The 16,845-nt window shown below is 64.3% G+C and carries 16 protein-coding genes and 1 rRNA gene; 13 read left to right on the top strand and 4 right to left on the bottom strand.

Annotated features, from left to right (window positions below; translation table 11 throughout):
• Window positions 1-117: ribosomal RNA gene (locus tag ABXH26_RS19205) — 16S ribosomal RNA — on the bottom strand; the annotation flags it as partial.
• Between the two features lie 673 nt (window positions 118-790).
• Here ABXH26_RS19205 and ABXH26_RS19210 point away from each other — a divergent pair.
• The 5 genes from ABXH26_RS19210 (at window position 791) to ABXH26_RS19230 (ending at window position 6,220) form a co-directional block, all read left to right on the top strand.
• Window positions 791-1,570 carry an MBL fold metallo-hydrolase gene (locus ABXH26_RS19210; protein ID WP_353568771.1) on the top strand — a complete coding sequence of 260 codons (780 nt, stop codon included), beginning with the start codon at window positions 791-793 and terminating at the stop codon, window positions 1,568-1,570.
• A 3-nt stretch (window positions 1,571-1,573) separates the two neighbouring features.
• Window positions 1,574-3,142 (top strand): TIGR03790 family protein, encoded by a 1,569-nt coding sequence (locus tag ABXH26_RS19215; protein WP_353568725.1) that lies wholly within the window; start codon window positions 1,574-1,576, stop codon window positions 3,140-3,142.
• Window positions 3,143-3,219: 77 nt separating this feature from the next.
• The gene (locus tag ABXH26_RS19220) at window positions 3,220-4,581 is read left to right on the top strand and encodes a DUF2851 family protein (protein WP_353568726.1); all 1,362 of its coding nucleotides are present in this window, start codon (window positions 3,220-3,222) and stop codon (window positions 4,579-4,581) included.
• Between the two features lie 23 nt (window positions 4,582-4,604).
• Window positions 4,605-5,714 carry a DNA-processing protein DprA gene (dprA, locus tag ABXH26_RS19225; protein WP_353568727.1) on the top strand — a complete coding sequence of 370 codons (1,110 nt, stop codon included), beginning with the start codon at window positions 4,605-4,607 and terminating at the stop codon, window positions 5,712-5,714.
• Window positions 5,715-5,734: 20 nt separating this feature from the next.
• Window positions 5,735-6,220, top strand: a complete 486-nt coding sequence (locus ABXH26_RS19230) for a hypothetical protein (RefSeq protein WP_353568728.1) — start codon at window positions 5,735-5,737, stop codon at window positions 6,218-6,220.
• On the opposite strand, the gene ABXH26_RS20640 is transcribed toward ABXH26_RS19230, so the two are convergent.
• Complete coding sequence (locus ABXH26_RS20640) at window positions 6,204-6,752, bottom strand: right-handed parallel beta-helix repeat-containing protein (RefSeq protein ID WP_353568729.1); 549 nt, start codon at window positions 6,750-6,752, stop codon at window positions 6,204-6,206. The genes ABXH26_RS19230 and ABXH26_RS20640 overlap by 17 nt on opposite strands.
• Window positions 6,749-7,267 (bottom strand): right-handed parallel beta-helix repeat-containing protein, encoded by a 519-nt coding sequence (locus tag ABXH26_RS20645; protein WP_353568730.1) that lies wholly within the window; start codon window positions 7,265-7,267, stop codon window positions 6,749-6,751. The genes ABXH26_RS20640 and ABXH26_RS20645 overlap by 4 nt, the downstream gene beginning before the upstream one ends.
• A gap of 34 nt (window positions 7,268-7,301) precedes the next feature.
• Between ABXH26_RS20645 and topB the strand changes: the two genes are divergently transcribed.
• Entirely contained in the window at window positions 7,302-9,902 is a 2,601-nt protein-coding gene (topB, locus tag ABXH26_RS19245; protein ID WP_353568731.1) for a DNA topoisomerase III, read from the top strand.
• 344 nt (window positions 9,903-10,246) lie between these two features.
• Here the strand turns inward: topB and lpxB are convergent, their stop codons facing one another.
• Window positions 10,247-11,371 carry a lipid-A-disaccharide synthase gene (gene lpxB / locus ABXH26_RS19250; RefSeq protein ID WP_353568732.1) on the bottom strand — a complete coding sequence of 375 codons (1,125 nt, stop codon included), beginning with the start codon at window positions 11,369-11,371 and terminating at the stop codon, window positions 10,247-10,249.
• 115 nt (window positions 11,372-11,486) lie between these two features.
• Here lpxB and ABXH26_RS19255 point away from each other — a divergent pair, with 115 nt between their 5' ends.
• The 7 genes from ABXH26_RS19255 to ABXH26_RS19285 all read left to right on the top strand — a co-directional run bounded on the left by ABXH26_RS19255 (window position 11,487) and on the right by ABXH26_RS19285 (window position 16,843).
• Window positions 11,487-12,335, top strand: coding sequence for a tetratricopeptide repeat protein (locus ABXH26_RS19255; RefSeq protein WP_353568733.1), 849 nt, complete (start codon window positions 11,487-11,489; stop codon window positions 12,333-12,335).
• Between the two features lie 38 nt (window positions 12,336-12,373).
• Complete coding sequence (locus tag ABXH26_RS19260) at window positions 12,374-12,922, top strand: bactofilin family protein (RefSeq protein WP_353568734.1); 549 nt, start codon at window positions 12,374-12,376, stop codon at window positions 12,920-12,922.
• A gap of 106 nt (window positions 12,923-13,028) precedes the next feature.
• Entirely contained in the window at window positions 13,029-13,967 is a 939-nt protein-coding gene (gene nadA / locus ABXH26_RS19265; RefSeq protein WP_353568735.1) for a quinolinate synthase NadA, read from the top strand.
• Window positions 13,968-13,979: 12 nt separating this feature from the next.
• Window positions 13,980-14,306, top strand: a complete 327-nt coding sequence (locus ABXH26_RS19270; RefSeq protein ID WP_353568736.1) for a low molecular weight protein tyrosine phosphatase family protein — start codon at window positions 13,980-13,982, stop codon at window positions 14,304-14,306.
• Window positions 14,307-14,390: 84 nt separating this feature from the next.
• A complete protein-coding gene (locus ABXH26_RS19275) occupies window positions 14,391-14,657 on the top strand; it encodes a DUF1844 domain-containing protein (protein WP_353568737.1) in 267 nt (88 codons plus the stop codon).
• A gap of 38 nt (window positions 14,658-14,695) precedes the next feature.
• Entirely contained in the window at window positions 14,696-15,520 is an 825-nt protein-coding gene (gene kdsA / locus ABXH26_RS19280; protein WP_353568738.1) for a 3-deoxy-8-phosphooctulonate synthase, read from the top strand.
• Window positions 15,521-15,526: 6 nt separating this feature from the next.
• On the top strand, window positions 15,527-16,843 hold the full coding sequence (locus tag ABXH26_RS19285; RefSeq protein WP_353568739.1) for a hypothetical protein: 1,317 nt from the start codon (window positions 15,527-15,529) through the stop codon (window positions 16,841-16,843).
• The last annotated feature ends 2 nt before the right edge of the window (window positions 16,844-16,845 follow it).

A 16,845-nucleotide genomic window follows, 5' to 3' on the forward strand; every position in this document is an offset into this window, starting at 1 on the left:
CTCACCCGTGCGCCACTAGGAACTTCTCTAGCAAGCTATCAAAGTCCCCCGTACGACTTGCATGTCTTAAACACGCCGCCAGCGTTCGTTCTGAGCCAGAATCAAACTCTCCGTAAAAAACGTAGCTCCATGTTTCCATGAAGTTTAAAAATTAATCGGACCTAGAAATGACCCGGAACAGGATTTCTCCCACTCCGCCCATTCCAACCGCGCGAATCAAAAAGCACTTTTCAGAGCCCTTTGCGCGCGGCGCACGATTCAACCTTTTCCATTCCACCCGGACTCTTGCCGTTTTTCGGAAACCCACCGAAACTTCGTCGCAAGCGACTCGTTCCCAGTGCTTTCCGAACCTCAGGCGTCCGGGCCAGTGCTTTGAAAGATCTTTTTCGAGGGGACTAAAAAGCCGATCGAACCGTCCCAGGCGACCCTCAGGCCCGACCCAGAAGCTCCGATCGACTTTCGTCTCTCGTGTCGCGCACCGTGGCGCGGCGGGCAGGAACCTACACGGGCCGACCCCCCGGTCAACACCTTTCGACACCTTTTTTCAGAAAAGTTTTTAGAGGGCTTCTGGCAGCGATTCCGAAGTTCCGCGCGGCCGGACCTTAGATACTATATTCCTAGTAAGAAGGAGGTCCGCGTTTGGCAAACGAACTGGAGGTGGCTCCATGGAAAGGGCAGGACGCCTCCTACTTCCGCCTGCCCGATGGGAGGAACGACCGATTCCCGCAGCGGCCGGCATTCCGCTTTGCGACGTGGAAGCGGCTATGCCAGCCTCTGCCCGGAGATGGCGATGGACCTTGAGTTTCGATTCCTCGGCACGGGCACCTCGGTAGGAGTGCCGGTGATCGGATGCCGGTGTGAGGTGTGCACCTCGGCCGATCGCCGCAACCGCCGGACACGGTCCTCGGCCCTGATCCGGACCCGAAGTCATGCGCTCCTGATCGATTCCGGGCCCGATCTTCGGGAACAGTCTCTGCGGGAACAACTTACGGAGATCGATGCGGTCCTCTACACGCATTCCCATGTGGACCATGTGGTTGGATTCGACGAGCTCCGTGCGTTCTGCTGGCGCCGCAGCGAGCCTCTTCCTCTTCATGCCTGTCCGGAAACGCTTGGGGTCCTGAAGCGGATGTTTTCCTGGGCCTTCCTGCCGGACAACACCTACCCGGGCTACGTCAAGCCACTGGCCGTGCCGTTCTCCGGGCCGTTCAGTTACGGCGACCTTGCGATCACGCCCCTGCCGGTCACTCATGGGTCGGTCGATACCCACGGTTTCCTGTTTGAGCATCCCATGGCTCCCTCGATCGCCTACATTCCCGACGTGAAAGCCCTGCCGCCGACCACTCGAGAGCGTCTTCAGGGTATCGACGTTCTGATCCTCGATTCGCTGCGGCCGCGCAGCCACCCGACCCACCTTTCCAACGACGAGGCGATCGCCTTGATTGAAGATCTCGAAGCCGGCCGGGCATGGCTGACCCACCTCGGCCACGAAAACGACCACGCCGCCTTCGAGGCCATCCTTCCCGACCATATCCGCATCGCCCACGACGGCCTGACCCTTCCCCTTTGAACCATGTTCCGTTTGCTCGCCCTGCTCGCTTTCCTCGCCACGCTCGTCTCGGCGGACGAGATCGACGTCAACCGCGTGGTGGTGCTTTTCAACAGCCGCCTTCCCGAATCCCGCGAACTCGCGAAATACTACGCCGCGCAGCGAGACATCCCGGCCGAGCAGCTGCTGGGGCTGGAGCTGCCCGACAAGGAGCAGATCTCACGAGACGAGTTCAATTCCCTGCTGCGCGACCCGCTCATCAAGGAGTTCGACCGCCACGCCTGGTGGACACGGCGGCGGCTTCCCAGCGGGGAAAAGCAATTCGTCGCCACACGGGTCCGGATCATCGCGTGCATGCGCGGCGTGCCGAGCCGGATTTTCCAACCGGAACCCAAGGAACCCGAGCGGAAGGCGGGTGAAAAGCCCGATCCCCAAGCCAACCAGCGGCGGATGATGATGACTTCCAGCGCGGCGGTGGACTCGGAACTGACCCTGCTCGGCATCCCCGAGGCGCGCCTCGAAGGCCCGCTCGACAATCCCTACTTCAAGAGCATGTCCCCTATCGGCGTCGCGCAGGTGCCGATCCTCCTCGTGGGCCGCATCGACGGGCCCAGCTTCGACCTCTGCCGCCGCATGATCGACGACGCCGTGGCCGTCGAAAAGACCGGCCTCTGGGGATTCGGCGTGGTCGACATCGCCAACAAGTCCGATCCGCGCGATCCCAGCGGCGACCCGTGGTTCCGCACCGCGGCGGAGGATCTGGAGAGCAAGGGCATCCCGGTGCTTGTCGATCGTTTCAACCAAACCCTTCCGGACCGCTTTCCCCTCCCGCCCACCGCCATCTACTACGGCTGGTATGCCTGGAACGTGGACGGCCCCTTCGCCAGCAAGGATTTCCGCTTCAAGCGCGGCGCCGTGGCCGTCCATCTCCACTCCTTCAGCGCCGCCCAGCTCCGCAAGGGAAACGCCAACTGGTGCGCCCCGCTGCTCGCCCGCGGAGCCGCGGCCACGCTCGGCAACGTGTTCGAGCCCTTCCTTCACCTCACCCACCACCTCGACATCTTCAACGACCGGCTGCTCGCTGGAAACACCCTCATCGAGTCCGCCTACATGGCCATGCCCGCGCTTTCATGGCAGGGCGTGGTGCTGGGCGATCCGCTCTACCGGCCGTTCGCCCACCTTGACGGATCCGGGGAAAAGCAGGACGCCGACCGGGTTTTCCGCGCCCTGCGGATTGCCAAGATGCGCTGGAAGGACGACGCCGAACGCCGGCTGGAGCTGAAAAAGGCCGCCGTCCGCATGAAGAGCGGCGAGATGACCGAGGCACTGGCCCTCGAGTGCGCCGAAAGCTCATCCGAGAACCTCGCCGCGACCCTGTTTCGCGATGCGGGCAATCTCTACAAGGATCGCTCCGACCAACTGAGGATGGAGCTGATGGTGGTGAAGCTGGATCGGGAACGGAAGCTCGACGACGCCGCCAAACAGGGCCTGCGCATCGCCATCGAGCGCTACCCCGACCTGCCCGGCAGAGCTGCCGCCCAAGCTTGGCTGAACGTCCTCGATCCGCCGCCGAAGCCGGCCGGGAAAAAGTAGCCGCCCCGGTTTCCCGCACCGCAAGCCGCACTCCGGCATTGCTCATGCGAACAGTTTGAGATCACCATCGCGCCGCCATGGGCGACTATCTCCAACTGCTCCGGGAAATCCGCGGTGGCATCGCCGAAACTCCCCCGCTGCCCCTGCCCGCCGAGCTCGAACTCCAGGCCATCTGGTTCGCTGGCGGCTTCGGGCGCGATTTCACCACCACCGAAGGGAAGCGCGCGCGCATCGTCCAGTTCGGCGAGTGGAACCGCTCGGCGGGCCCGGATTTCCTCCATGCCGTGGTCGAACTCGAGGGCATCGCCCACGTCGGAGCCATCGAGCTCGACCCCGATCCGACCGACTGGGAAACGCACGGCCACGGTGCCGACCCTGCCTTCACCGGCGTGGTCCTGCACGTCGCCTTCCATTCGCCGCGGCTCGATGTCTTCACGCGGGATGCCGAACACCGGCGCATCCCGCAGGTCATCATCGGCCCCACCGACCTCGCCGAGGCGCTGCAACGGCCGTTGCGAGCCACCGCCATCGCCCGGCCCGGGCGCTGCGTGCACCCGCTGGCCCACCTGCCGGAAGCCGCCACCCGCGCACTTCTCGAACAAGCCGCCCGCCACCGTGCCGCCCTCAAAGCCGCCCGTTTCCTCCGCACGGCGGATGCCCACGGTCGCGATGCCGCCCTGTTCCAGGCCACCGCCGAAACCCTCGGCTACCGCGCCAACGCGCTGCCCATGCGCCTGCTCTCCCAGCGCGCCGCCATCACCCCCCTGCGCGAGTCCGGTGCCGGAGATGCCATCCTTTTCGGCATCGCCGGCTTCCTCGCCCCCGGCCTCCACCACACGGCCCCACCCGACACCCGCGACCACCTCCGCCAGCTGTGGGACCTGTGGTGGAAACACCGCGCCACCTGGGAAACACGGCATCTCATCCCGTGGAAGATGCACGGCCAGCGCCCTGCCAACCACCCCCACCGCCGGGTCGCCGCCCTCGCCGCGCTGGTGAAACAATGGCCCACCTTCCGCCGGCGCGCCCTCGCCCGGCCCTTCCACCCGCGGCCGCTGGTCGAGTTCCTCGACCAGCTCGACGATCCCTTCTGGTCCCACCGGCATACCCTTTCCTCGATCCGCTCAGCCAAACCCATTGCCCTCTTCGGCAAGGCCCGCGCCACCGAGCTGCTGGCCAACCACCTGATCCCGCTCGCCCTCCACGAGGATGACCGGTTCGGCTTCGACGCCTACCTGCAGCTTCCCGCCGGCGCCAAAAACGAGAAAGTCCGGCGTTGTGCCATCCGCCTCTTCGGCAGTGAGGAAAAGGCCCGCCCATGGCTGAAAAAAGCCGCCCATCACCAAGCCCTGCTGCAGATTTACCATGACTTCTGCCTCGAGGATCTGACCGACTGCCACGACTGCCCCTTCCCCGAGCAGCTCTCGCAATGGCAGTAATGCTTCCCTTGTCCGACCGCCCGATGATCGAACCCCTCCTCTCCCTCAACGCCCTCCCGAAGATCGGTCCCGTCCGCATCCGGCGGCTCCTCGACCACTTCGGCTCCGCCGAAAAAACACTCGCCGCCTCCAAGGACTCGCTGCTGCGGGTCGATGGCATCGGACCCGAGCTCGCCGAGATCATCCGCCAGCACGCCTCCCTCACCGACCCCGCCGCCGAGCTGCGCGAACTGGCCGACCGCGGGCTTTCCGTTCTCACGCCGGTCGATTCCGTCTTTCCCGCCGCCCTCCGGGATTCCTACGACTGTCCCATCCTCCTCTACGTCTGGGGCGAGATTCGCGAAAGCGACCGCCATGCCATCGGCATCGTCGGCACCCGCCGCGCCTCCATGTACGGAAAGAATAGTACCAAGAAGATCGCCTTCCAGCTCGCCCGCTCCGGCTTCACCATCCTTTCCGGGCTCGCCCGCGGGATCGATACCGTCGCCCACGAGGCCGCCATCGCCGCCGGCGGGCGCACCGTGGCGGTGATCGGCTCCGGCCTTGCCCGCGTCTACCCGGCGGAAAACCTCGGCCTCGCCGAAAAGATTGCCGACGGCAACGGGGCCGTCGTTTCCGAGTTCCCGCTCCACACCAAGCCGGACAAGCAGACCTTTCCCCAGCGCAACCGCATCGTCGCCGCCTGGTCGCGCGCCCTCGTCGTCACCGAGAGCCCCGCCTGGTCCGGCTCGCTCATCACTGCCAACCTGGCCGCCGAATACGGTCGACCCGTGTATGCCGTGCCCGGCCCGATCGACAAGCCCACTTCCGGCGGCTGCAACAAGCTGATCCGCGAAGGAGCCACGCTGCTCACCGAGGCCGGCGAACTGCTCGACGACCTCGGCGGCCTCGGCCTGCCAAAATCGGAGCGCCGGCCGCAGCCGGCATGCGCGACAGAAAAGCCCGACCTCCCCGATCTTCCTCCCGATGAACAGCAGATCTTCGACGCCCTCGGTGACGGTGAGTCCGGCATCGACCGCCTGGTCGATCTCACCGGCCTCAGCGCCCCCGTTGTTTCCACCACGCTGCTCAAGCTGGAGATGAAGCGGCTCGTCCAAGCCCTTCCCGGTTTCCGCTACATCCGGAGATCATAGCGGGAAACGCTGAAAAGTTCATGCGAGCCATCCTCTCCCTGTTCCTTTCGCTCCATGGAGTTCTCCTTGCCGGACCCGCTCTCCTCGCGCAGGTTTTGATCGTCTCCGTCGGGGTCGCCACCCCGTGGCATCAAGCACCCGGTGTGCTGCATGCTCTTTACCTGCTCGTCGGATACCCGCTGGCAATTCTGCTCCAGGCCTTCGGGCACCTGATGATCCGATTTGCGAACCCAATGGCCCAAGAGGGCGCTCGTGCTTTTCCATGCGAAAAGCCTGTCCTCTGGTTCATTGTCTCCAATCTCAAGGTCTCCATCCTTGCGTTCACAGCAGGAGCCTTCTTGAGGTTGATGATCTCATTGACTCTCCCTGGAGAGGGGATTCCATGGTTGCTGGCTTTGCTCTGTCTGATCCTTATCGTCGTTTCGGCGAGAGCGGCCTTTCTCATCGATAGAATCATCGATTCCCTCGAAAATTCCGCTGCCTGGGGACTCACGGATTGGACGTGACTTGCACCTTCGAGATCGCCACCTCTCCGGTGACACCGGTGAATTCCAGCACTTGTCTGGCGGACCCGGCGACGAAAGCCCAATCCAGCGTCTTTCCATCGGACCTCGCCCCCTTGCCGGCCACCGCCGAACCATCGCATCCTCCGGCCTTGAAACCATTGCCATCGCCCAGCCCCTGAAACGTCCGACTATCGCCGTTGTCGAATGCCTGGCAGTGGTCGAAGGTGACGGCGCTGGCCGCGCTGATGCAGTCGAAGCCGTCATCGCTGTTGAACCAGGCCCGGCAGCCGCGGAAAACGTTGCCGGGACCGATCGCGTAGTGGCAACCGAAGCCATCGACATTCCTCCCGGTCCCGTCCTCGGAAGTGAAGTCCCAGTTCCGGAAGGCGTCGCAGTTCAAAACCAGATTGTCGCGCCCGCCGGCGATCCGCATGCCGATCGCCTGATTGTCGCGCATCACCAGACGTTCGAAGACATTGTGACTGCCCAGGTTCTCGAAGCAGATCGACTGCGTGTGCGTCGTGATATTCACCGGCACCCCGTCACGGTGAGGCCGCGGAAATGGAGCCAATCGCCGGTGATGTGGAACGCGTAGACCCGGTAGCCCGCCGGGTTGACGGCCGAGAAGTCGAACACCGGTTGCTCGCCCGGATACGCCCAGTAGCGGATCGGGCTCAGCTCGGTGCCGCTTTTTCCGAGCCCGAAGACCCGGGCGACGACTCCGGAAAGCTCGGTGATCTCCGTTTCCTGGATCGAATAAACGCCGCCGCGAAAAAAGACGGTGTCGCCCGCCGAGGCCTTCTCCCGGGCCCGCCCGAAGGTGCCGAACGGTTCGCGGACGGAGCCCGCACCCGCATCGCTGCCGGCGGGCGAAACATAATAGATCTCCGCACGGACGACCTCGAAACAGAAGACACCGACCACCAGGAAAAACAGAGCGGGAATCGGGCGCACCATCCCCGCCACCATGAAGAAGCGCGGGCGTTTCCTGAGATAACCCGTACGGGGAAAATGAAGCGGGATTCCGAGGCCTGAATCGCCCTGCATCCCGGGGGTCGATCATTTTCATCCCCTACGGGGATTGGTCCTGTTCATCCTGAAAGCCCTTGCCAAGCGGGCCTCGGCACGTCTAGTGCGTCGCCACCTCGACATGGGCAAGACTCTCATCATCGCCGAAAAACCGTCCGTCATGACCGACCTCTCGAAGGCCCTCGCGAAGGTCTTCGGCAAGTTCGACAAGAAAGGCCAGGGGCGTGACACATGGTTCGAAAACGATGACGCCGTGATCACCTCGGCCGTCGGCCACCTCGTCGAGCTGCGCATGCCCACCGGGCCCAGCGGGAAAAAGTTGCCCTGGAAGTTCGACGTGCTGCCGGCCATTCCGGACAAGTTCGAGCTGGATCCCATCGAGCAATCCGCCAGCCGCCTCAAACAGGTCGTCAAGCTCGCCAAGCGCAAGGACGTCGACCTCATCGTCAACGCCTGCGACGCCGGCCGCGAGGGCGAGCTGATTTTCCGCTACATCATGGACATCGGTGGCATCGACAAACCGTCCAAGCGGCTGTGGATGCAATCGATGACCCAGGGCGCGATCCTCCAGGCCTGGGAGAGGCTGCGCTCCGACGACGAAATGCAGCCGCTGGCCGATGCCGCGCGCTGCCGCTCCGAGTCCGACTGGCTGGTCGGCCTCAATGCGACCCGTGCGCTCACCTGTTTCCGCTCCCGCCACGGCGGCTTCAACATCACCTCCGCCGGCCGCGTGCAGACGCCCACGCTGGCCATCCTCGCCAAACGCGAGGCCGAGATCCAGGCCTTCAAGCCGGACGACTACCATGAGGTCCACGCCACTTTCGGCGTCGCCGCCGGCGACTACCTCGGCAAGTGGATCGACGAAGCTTTCAAGCGCGATCCCGCCAACCCGCACGCCCGCGCCGAGCGCATCTGGGATCGCTCGCTGGCCGAGCAGATCAAGGCCCGCTGCGAGGGCATGCCCGGGATCATCGAGGAAACCAAGAAACCCTCCACCCAGATCGCGCCGCAGCTCTACGACCTCACCACGCTGCAACGCGAAGCCCCTTTTTCCGCCAAGGGCACCCTGGCCCTCGCCCAGGCGCTCTATGAGAAGCACAAAATGATCACCTACCCGCGGACCGACTCCCGCTACCTGCCGGAGGACTACACCGGCACGGTCCGCAGCACCATGGGCGACATCGCCTCCTCCGACCTGCTGGTGGCCGACTACGCCCGCAAGGTGCTCGATGAGAAGGACGGGGCGAAGCTGGTGAAATCGAAACGCGTGTTCGACTCCTCCAAGGTTTCCGATCACTTCGCGATCATCCCGACCGGCCGCGTGGTGAAGCTCAGCGATGCCGAGGAAAAGCTCTACGACATGATCGTGAAGCGCTTCATCGCCGTCTTTTTCCCGAACGCCGAGTTCGAGCAGACGACGCGCCTGACGAAGATCCTCAGCTCGGGAAACACCGACGTTTTCAAAACCGAAGGCCGCGTGCTGGTCAAACCCGGCTGGCTCGCCGTCTACGGCCGCAAGCCCGGCGTTTCCTCCGGCAAGGACGATCTCACCGCCGTCGCCGAGGGCGAAAAGGCCGACACCAGGGAAATCGAGATCCTCGACGAGCAGACCAAGCCGCCCGCCCGCTACAACGAATCGACCCTGCTCTCCGCCATGGAGGGCGCCGGCAAGCTGGTCGACGACGAAGCGCTCGCCGAAGCCATGTCCGAGCGCGGCCTCGGCACACCGGCCACCCGCGCGGCGATCATTGAGGCGCTGATCCGGCAGAAATACATCGCCCGCGATGGCGATGGCGGCCGCTCGCCGCTCCACGTCACGCCCAACGGCATGCGGCTCATCCAGCTCGTCACCGAGATGGACATCGCCGGTCTCGCCTCGCCGCAGATGACCGGCGATTGGGAATACAAGCTGCGCCAGATGGAACACGGGCTCCTCGATCGGGACACCTTCATGACGGAGATCAAGAAGTACACCGGCGAGATCGTTCACAAGGCCAAGGGTCTGGCCTCCGAGATGAAAAGCCGCACCTTCCCGGATCTCGACGTCGCCTGCCCCGCCTGCGGGGCCTCGCCGCTCAAACAGACGGACGCCACCTTCGAGTGCCGCGAAAGTGGCTGCAAATTCCAGATCAAGAAGCACATCGCCGGCCGCACCCTGACCGGCGACGAGGCCAGGCAGCTCATCACGACCAAGTTCGTCGGCCCGCTGCAGGGCTTCAAATCCCGCTTCAACCAGCCCTTCGAGGCCGGCCTGGAGCTGACCGACAAGTTCAAGGTCAACTTCGTCTTCGACGAGTCCGACAAGGAAACCGCCGACGACCTCACCGACGATCAGATCATCGGCACCTTCCCGCTGGCCGATGGCCGCAAGGTCACCGTCTACGAAACCGAAAAGGCCTGGTTCATTCCCGAGCTGAAGACCAAGAAGGACGCGGATGGCATCCGTGTCGGCCGCACCATCCTGCAAAAGGAGATCCACCAGGACGAATTCGTGAAACTCCTCGGCGAGGGAAAAACCGGGCTGATCAAGGGCTTCATCTCGAACCGCACCAAGCGCCCCTTCGACGCCTTTCTCACCTTCGATCCCGCCACGGGAAAAGTGGGCTTCGAATTCCCTCCGCGCCCCGCCAAGAAAGCGGCGAAGAAGGACTGATCGCCAAGCCCTGGCATCCACAATCTATTGATTTCCATATACTAAAGAAATCCTAACTAACGACATTTTTGCGTGGGCGGTGGCCGATTTTGCTTGGAGCAACCCCCATGTTTGCGTAGGTTCCCCCCGTCCCCCCGCAAGGGAGCTTCCCCCGAGAAGGTCACCCCCAAAACGACCGACTCCCCAAGAAGTGCAGGACACCGTTTTCCCCCTAACGTGTGTGTGTGTGAGCCGCCCGGCAGGTCGTCCCCCGATCCGCCGGGCGGCTTCTTTTCAAGGCCTCCGAAAACCGGCTGGCGTGCCGCGGGCCCGACCGCCGCTGTTCCCACAAGAGCGCGGTTTCCTCAGGAAAACCATCGGGAGACCGCCTCGGCTGCCCGACGATGGGCGCCGGGGCCCCCAAGCGACTCGATGACCTCCGCCAGCCGCACCTGAAGGGCGGCCACCTCGGCGGGGTCCGTCAGCAACCGCTCCAGCTCGCGGGAAAGGTTGCACGAGTCGGCATCCGATTGGATGAACTCCTGCACCACCGTTTCTCGGGCGAGGATGTTGATCAGGCCGATGTGCTCGATCTTCACCACCATGCGGGCGATCAGGTAGGTCGGCCAGGCGAGCTTGTAGACGAGGCAGTAGGGCAGGCCGAAAAACGCCGCCTCGACCGTGGCGGTGCCGCTGGCCACCACGCCGCAGGCCGCCTCCTGCATCAACCGGTGGGCTCCGCCGTCGCGGATCTCGAGAGCCCCGCCGAGCCGGGTGGCATCCGCCATTTCCCGGATGCGGAGGGCCAGCCTCGTATTGGCGGCCGGCACGGCGAAACGCAGGTCCTTGCGCTGATAGAGCATGCGCTCGGCCGTTTCGAGCATGACCGGAAACAGCTTTTCAATCTCGGGCAGCCGGCTGCCGGGCAGCAGCGCGATGAGGCCGGGATCGCGCTCGATGTCCTGCTTCTCATCGATGAGTTCATCCACGATGGGATTGCCGGTGAAGGTGGCCTGGAGCCCCGAGCCGGCGAATACCTCCGGCTCGAAGGGCAGCAGGCAGAGCACCTCGTCGAGCACCGCCGCCATCTTCGGGATGCGACCTTTTTTCCAGGCCCAGACCTGCGGACAGACGAACTGCACGATGCGGATCTCCGGCATTTCCCGGCGCACCGCGGCGGCAAAGCGGAGGTTGAACCCAGGGTAATCAACCAGCAACAGCACCTGCGGGCGCCACTCGCGGACCTCGGCCAGCATCTCATCGAAGCTCCGCTTGAAAAACGAGTAGTGCTTCAGCACCTCCACCACGCCCATCACCGCCGCCTGATCCAGCCAGTCGCGAAGGGAACCACCTGCCACGGCGCGCATTTTCGGCCCGCCGGCCCCCCGGACCTCAAGGCCCGGACGAAGCGCCAGCAGTTCGCGCAGCAGCCCCGCCGCATGGGCGTCGCCACTCATTTCCCCCGCGACGACATACAGGCGGTCGTTCATCGGCGGCAGGCTACGAGGATTCCGCGCCCCGGATCAACCGCCGAGCCGTGCCCATTTGTCATTGATTTCCCACTAGTGGGCTCCTTAATCGCCGCCCAACCTCAGCCCCGCGCTCATGGACGAATCCCACGCCGATCCCAAACCCATCGCCGAAATCTCGCACGGTCCGTCCGCGTTCGAACAGTTCCTCGACAAGAACCAGAAGCTGCTGATCGCCATCGGAATCGTGCTCGCGATCGCCGCCGGCGCCTGGGTGGTGAAGGATGGAATCGACCGCGGGGCCCGCGAGGACGGTGGCCGGGCACTGGTCGATGCGGAAACCACCGACCAGCTCAAGGCCGTGATGGAGGAACATGCCGCCACCCCGGCGGCCGCCTCCGCCGCGGTGCTGCTTTCCGACCGCCAGTGGGAAGAGGGCCAGCAATCTTCCTCGCTCGAAACCCTGCGCGCCGAGATCGCCGGTCATCCCGATCATCCCGCGACCATTCCGGCCAAGGCCCGCCTCGCCGCCCGTCTGCACGAGATGGGGGAAACCGACGAAGCCAAGTCCACTTACGAGAGCCTCGTTTCCGACCCCCAGGCCGACTGGATCGCGCCTTACGCGCTGGTCTCGCTGGCGGAAATTGCCCGCGAGGGGGGCGACATCGATGCCGCCAAGAGCTACCTCGACGACGCCCGCGAGAAATACCCGCTGAGCGCGTTTTCCTCGACCATCCAGAGCGCGACGCGCTTCGTGGACTTCACGATGCCCAAGGAAATCGATCCGCCGGCCCCCGCGGCCACCGAGGACGCCGCGCTGCCGGACACCTCCTCGCTCCAGACGCCACCAAATCCGATGCTCGAGAACCTGACCTCTCCGTCATCCATCGAAATGCCTGCTCCGGAGGTGGAGGAATCCGCGCCCGCTGCCGAAGGCACCCCCGCGGATGAAAACGCCGCCGAGCCCGCTCCAGCCGGGGAATGACATTGACATCGCGCACCCCGAAAGGTCCTTGTTGAGCCGTGAGCGATAACATGTTCAAGAAAGTGATCGGCCGCCGCCCCGACGAGGTGCCGGAAGCCCCTGCCGCCGCGCCCGCTTCCACCCCGCCGAGCGTGTCCGCTCCCGCCGCGGGTTCACCTCCTTCCCCGGTCTCCGCGCCCGCTTCCAAGCCGGCCGCACCGGCCGGCCCGTCGCGCAACGTGCTCAGCACCGACGTCGACATCAAGGGCACCGTCAAGTTCACCAACGACCTCGTCGTCGACGGCAAGATCGAGGGTGAAATCGCCTCCTCCGGCAACCTCACCGTTGGCGAAAACGCCCGCCTGAAGGCGGAAATCAAGTGTGGCACGGTGGTCGTCTACGGCAAGGTTCACGGCAACATCGCCGCCTCCGACCGGGTCGACCTCAAGTCGAGCGCCGAAGTCGTGGGCGACATCAAGGCCAAGACGCTCGCCATCGAGGCGGGGGCGATCTTCGTCGGCAAGTCAACCGTCGGCACCCCGTCCACCCCGGCCGCCAGCGAGCCGAAGAAGGACGACAAGCCCGCCAACGCTCCGGCCAAGGCCTGATCCTACATCTTCTTTCCTCAAAACGGCGGCACCCCCCACGGGGCCGCCGTTTTTCGTTTTTGGCAAGTTCCTTGAAACTTGCAGCCCGAACCTCGAAGTTCCCGCCATGCCCGCCGCCGCCCTCGACCTCAAGGAGGCCATCCTGCAGCTCAAAAAGGAGCGCAATGCCGTCATCCTCGCCCACAATTATCAGACCGGCGACATCCAGGACCTCGCCGACTACGTGGGCGACTCACTCGGCCTCGCCTACAAGGCCAAAGAGACCGACGCCGACGTCATTGTCTTCTGCGGCGTCCATTTCATGGCGGAAACGGCCAAGATCGTGAACCCGACCAAGACCGTGGTCCTGCCCGACAAGGACGCCGGATGCTCGCTCGAGCAATCTTGCCCGGGTCCCGAGCTTGAGGCCTTCCTCAAGGACAACGCGGGCAAGAACTACTACGTCATCGCCTACATCAACTGCTCGGCCCACGTGAAGTCGCTCTGCGACGTCATCTGCACCTCCGGCAACGCCGTCCGCATCGTTGAGCAGGCGCCCGCCGAGCGGCCGATCCTTTTCGTCCCCGATGCCAACCTTGGGGCCTGGGTCATGGAGCAGACCGGCCGCAAAATGGATCTCTGGCAGGGCTCGTGTTACGTCCACGTCGAGTTCACCCGCGACTCCATCCAGCGCATCAAGGACGAGTATCCCGACGCCCTCGTCGTCGCCCACCCCGAGTGCACCCAGGCCGTCCGCCTGCTCGCCGACGAGGTCTGTTCCACCGAGAAAATGATCGCCTTCTGCAAGGAAGCGCCGGCCGACAACATCATCGTCGTCACCGAAAGCGGCATGCTCCACCGCCTGCAAAAGGAAGTCCCGGAAAAGAACCTCATCCCCGGCCCCACCGATCGGTGCGCCTGCGCCGACTGCAAATACATGAAGCTCAACACCCTGGAGAAGCTTCACGACTGCCTGGCCAAGCTCGAGCCCGAGGTCGTCCTCCCCGAGGACATCCGCGCCCGCGCCGAAGTGCCCCTGCTGCGGATGCTCGAGCAGTCGCAGTGACGCCCTCCCCGCATGGCACGCCGCATCCTGTTTCTCTGCTCTCAGAATAAACTTCGCAGCCCCACCGCGGAGGCGATCTATGCCGAACGGGCGGGCATCGAAGTGGATTCCGCCGGGCTGAACCACGATGCCGAGGTCCCGATCTCACCCGAGCAGCTCGCCTGGGCCGACCTGATCGTAGTGATGGAAAAAGAGCACCGCAGCCGCCTCACCCGACGCTTTTCCAAGCACCTCGCCGGCAAACGCATCGCAGTTCTCAACATCCCGGATGACTATGATTTCATGGATCCGGTCCTCATTGGTCTGCTCGAGAAACGCTGCCAGCCCTATCTGCCCTGAGCGGCAGGCCTTGCTCCTGCAGATCGGCTGATTTCCGCAACTTGCCACTTTGATCTTGGATGAGCGACCGCCTACGCTCCGCCCATGCCGACCGCCGATCCCCGGTTCCACGATTTCGTTCTGCTCCAAGCCCAGAATGCCGGGCTTTTCCTCGGCCAGCTGCCGAATCCGGCCACCGGCGAAAAATCGGTCAACCTGCGCGCCGCGAAGTCAGTGATCGACTCGCTCGAGATGCTCGAATCCAAAACCGCCGGCAACCTGACCGAGACCGAGGCCAAGCTGCTCCGGACCGCGCTGGACAACCTCCGCCCCCTGTACGAGAAAGTGACCGACACGCAGCACGAAGCGTGATTTCACTCAAGTCTGTCGTCTTCCCAACTGTCGTTTCCATGCACTTCGAACCTTTCCAGATCGGCTCTGTCCCCGTCGGCGGCTCGCTGCCTGTTTTCATCCTCGGCCCCTGCGCGCTGGAAAGCGAGGAGTTCGCCTGGGACATGGCGCGCTCGCTCAAGGAGATCGCCGGGAAAACCGGCATTCCGTTCATTTTCAAGGCCTCCTATGACAAGGCCAACCGCACCTCGGTGACCTCCTTCCGTGGTCCGGGCGTTGAAGAGGGGTGCCGGATCCTCGGCGAAATCGGCAAGGCGCTGCAGGTGCCCGTGACGACCGACGTCCACACCGCCGAGCAGGCGGAGATCGCCTCCGAGCACATCGACCTGCTCCAGATCCCCGCCTTCCTCTGCCGCCAGACCGACCTGCTCGAAGCCGCCGCCAAGACCGGCCGTGCGGTGAACGTCAAGAAGGGCCAGTTCCTCGCCCCGTGGGACACGGTGAACATCGCGGAAAAGCTGCGCGCGTTCGACTGCCACAGCTTTTTCATCACCGAGCGAGGCACCACCTTCGGCTACAACAATCTGGTCGCCGACATGCGCTCGCTCTACTGGATCCGCAAGGAGGGCATCCCGGTCATCTTCGATGCCACCCACTCCGTCCAGCGCCCCGGCGGCCTCGGCGGCACGACCGGCGGCGATGGCGAACTGGCCCCGGTTCTCGCCCGCGCCGCGGTCGCCACCGGCATCGACGGGCTTTTCATGGAAACCCACTCGGATCCCGCCAATGCCATGTCCGACGGGCCCAACCAGATTCCCCTTGAATTCATGGAGGATCTGCTCGTCCGATTGATCGCCGTGCACCACGCCGCGCACGGGGCCTGATCCGCCATGAACGCCCTTCCCCGGACTCCTCCCTTGCCCGCATCCCGGCTTGCCGGGCTGGCGGCGCTGGGTTTGGTCGCCGGCCTTTCCGCCCAAGGCCTCGGTTTCGCGACGCCCGAGGAAGAGGACGACTCCCCGGTTCAGCTTCCCGGCATGGAGATGCTGGTCGATGGCAGCATTTTGGAAAAGGTGCTCATTCCGCGCTACGACGACCAGGACCGGCTGATCTCCACCCTGCGCGCGGACAAGCTGGTGCTGATCGACAAGAACCACATCGACGCCACCACCGCGCGGATTCGATTTTACCACGAGGATGAAACGCCGCGTGGCAGCATCGACCTGGCATCAGCGGAGCTTGAAAACGCGGACATCCTTCGTTCGGGCGAGCCCGTCACCATCCGGTCGGACGACTTCGAAGCTCACGGCACGGGCCTGGTGTTCCAACTCCGCAAGAGCCGCGGCCTGCTTCTCGGGCCCGCCACGGCGACCTTCATGATGCCCGAGAAATCCAAGGAGACTTCCATGAACCGACGCACTCCCCTCCTTTCCGCCGCCGGCGCGCTGATGCTCGTCACGGCCCCGGTCCCGGCGCAAACCGAGGATGCCCGCCTCAGCCCCGAGGAGATCGAGGGCATGAACCGGCTGGCCGTTTCGGCGGAGCCGGAAATGGAGGCCAAGGAGGGTGCCGCCGCGGCCGGGATCGAGGAAGCGGAAGTCCAGCTCACCGGAGCCGACAAGTCGCTGAAGACCTTCCTGGCGAAAGCGTCCGTCGACCTGCCCGAGGGCTCGACGCCGGACCTGCAGAAGACCGTGCCCGCTCCGGACCCGCAACCCTTCGCAAAGCCGGCCAAGGTGACCGCCAAGGACGGCATCTTCGTCGATTCCCAAAAGGGGGTCATGGTCCTCCTGAAGGACGTCACCTTCGACCATCCGGACTTCAAGCTCCAGGGGGCGGACGAGGTGAAGGTGTTCTTCCCCGACAAGCCGCAGAACGGAAATGGCGGTGCGAAAAAGGACGACCTCAAGATCGACTTCGGAAAACCCTCGAAGGTGGTCGCGGTGGGCACCCTGGTGTTGGAGAAAAAGGCCACCGGGGAGGACAACCGGCAGGGCAAGGCCTCCGGCCGCCAGATGATCTACGACGTGGACAACGATACCTTCATCATCCGCGGCGGCCAGCCCTGGGCCATCACCCAAGGCTTCAGCGGCCGTGTGACCGATCCCGACGGCTACATCATCTTCAACATCAAGACGGGCGATGCCTCGGCCGTCGGCACCACCGAAACCCTGCTGGAAGGGGAGAATCTCAAGCGCAAACAATGACC

This window comes from Haloferula sargassicola (genome assembly GCF_040362925.1).
Classification (GTDB): Bacteria; Verrucomicrobiota; Verrucomicrobiia; order Verrucomicrobiales; family Akkermansiaceae; genus Haloferula; species Haloferula sargassicola.